Genomic DNA, 1,717 nt, shown 5'->3' with positions numbered 1-1,717 from the left:
TAGTGAGCGTCTCATCCAACGCTCACTACTCGGTCTCGAAACTGGATCCGTCACTCGCCCGTGGCAAGACCAGAAGCCTTTCCGGCTGGTCCGAGTACTGCCACTCGAAAGCAGCAATGGCGGCGATGGCGATGGAGCTTGCACACCGAAATCAAGAGGTCCAGTCCGTGGCAGTCCATCCCGGTTTGGTGTCCACCGGACTTTGGCGCCGAATCCCGCAACCGTTTCGAGCCCTGGTCACCCGACGAATGGTGCCGTCTTCGATCGGTGCCCTTCCCCTGGTCCGAGCAGCCACCGACCCGTTGCTTCCATCGGGTTGCTATCTCACCCCGGAAGGTGTTCGGGCACCGGGCCGGGCTGTGGAAGACTCCGCCGCACGAGCCCTCCTGTGGGAATCGAGCTTGCGATGGGTCGAGTCATACCAGTGAGACGCCTCCTTCTTCCCGCCGGGGCAGCCGAGGCCATTCGGACCCACGAGATGTCATCTCTGCCAGAAGAGTGCTGCGGCCTTTTAGCCGGGGAGAAAGCGCTAGCCGGCAACATGGAAGTGGTTCGATTCGTATATCCACTCACGAACTTGCAGCACTCCCCAACCGCGTTCACGATCGACCCGGTCGAGCATTTCCGTTCGTGGAAGCACTCCGTCGCAAACGGCTGGGACCTCATCGGAGCGTTTCATTCCCACACCGATGGGCCCGATCACCCTTCGAGGACTGATCTGGCATTGGCCAACGAGCCCGATTGGGCCTACCTGATCGTCTCCAAAGGTCTAATCACCGCCTGGGAAATTCGGGACAGGGTGGCGCAACCACTCGGCATCGAGCCCGATTGATCGAGTCCGAGTGATCGAGTCCGACGTCAGACGGCGCTGGCAACCGGACGGCAAGATGCGTCATAGTCGACCAAGAGCGGGGGGTTGGCCGGGTCACCGCATGCGGGGCATGCTGGGTTTCGGTTCAATCTGACGGTCGAAAAATCCTGCTCAAGGGCGTCGTAGAGCAGCAGGCGTCCCGCCAGGAGATCGCCCACACCGAGAAGGAGCTTTATCGCCTCCATCGCCTGGATCGAACCGATGATGCCGGGCAGTACTCCGAAGACACCGGCTTCGGCACAGTTCGGCGACAACTCAGGTGGGGGTGGCTGGGCGAAGAGACAGCGGTAGCAAGGACCGGTGTAGGGGACGAACACTGATACCTGGCCTTCGAAGCGAAAGATGGAGCCGTGCACGACCGGGATCCGCAGGTTCAACGACGCATCGTTGATCAGGTAGCGAGTCGGGAAGTTGTCGGCGCCGTCAATGATGAGGTCACAGTCGCTCAGCAGTTCCAGCGCGTTCGATGCTTGGAGCTGGACGCGATGTGTGGTCACCTCGACATCGGGGTTGATACCGGCGATCGTCTGGCGGGCCGAGTCGACTTTGGCGAGCCCGATCCGATCCACGCCGTGAAGTATCTGCCGTTGGAGGTTGGAGAGATCGACAACATCATGATCGACAATGGCGATGTGGCCCACCCCGGCCGCTGCCAGGTAAAGAGCCACCGGCGAGCCCAGGCCCCCGGCCCCGATGATCGCAACCTTGGAATCGAGGAGTCTCTGCTGGCCCTTCTCCCCCACCTCAGGTAGCACCAGATGTCGGGCGTATCGCTGTCTCTGATCGGCCGTGAGCCCACCCGAAGGAGCGATCACCGGCCGCCCTTCCATCGCCCATAGCCTTATG

Annotated in this window: 3 protein-coding genes; 2 read left to right on the top strand and 1 reads right to left on the bottom strand. The window is 61.6% G+C overall.

Annotated features, from left to right (window positions below):
• Both JJE47_17565 and JJE47_17560 read left to right on the top strand, forming a co-directional pair.
• Window positions 1-428: hypothetical protein (locus tag JJE47_17565; protein MBK5269234.1), on the top strand; the 428-nt coding region annotated here is incomplete at its 5' end.
• Complete coding sequence (locus JJE47_17560) at window positions 425-832, top strand: M67 family metallopeptidase (protein MBK5269233.1); 408 nt, start codon at window positions 425-427, stop codon at window positions 830-832. The genes JJE47_17565 and JJE47_17560, both read left to right, overlap by 4 nt.
• Window positions 833-858: 26 nt before the next feature.
• Here JJE47_17560 and moeB read toward each other — a convergent pair whose 3' ends face one another.
• The gene (gene moeB, locus JJE47_17555) at window positions 859-1,701 is read right to left on the bottom strand and encodes a molybdopterin-synthase adenylyltransferase MoeB (protein MBK5269232.1); all 843 of its coding nucleotides are present in this window, start codon (window positions 1,699-1,701) and stop codon (window positions 859-861) included.
• Between the last annotated feature and the right edge of the window lie 16 nt (window positions 1,702-1,717).

This window comes from Acidimicrobiia bacterium (assembly GCA_016650365.1).
GTDB lineage: Bacteria > Actinomycetota > Acidimicrobiia > Spongiisociales > JAENVV01 > JAENVV01.
The sequence above is the reverse complement of the archived record's forward strand: the minus strand, read 5'-3'. Positions and strand labels throughout refer to the sequence as shown.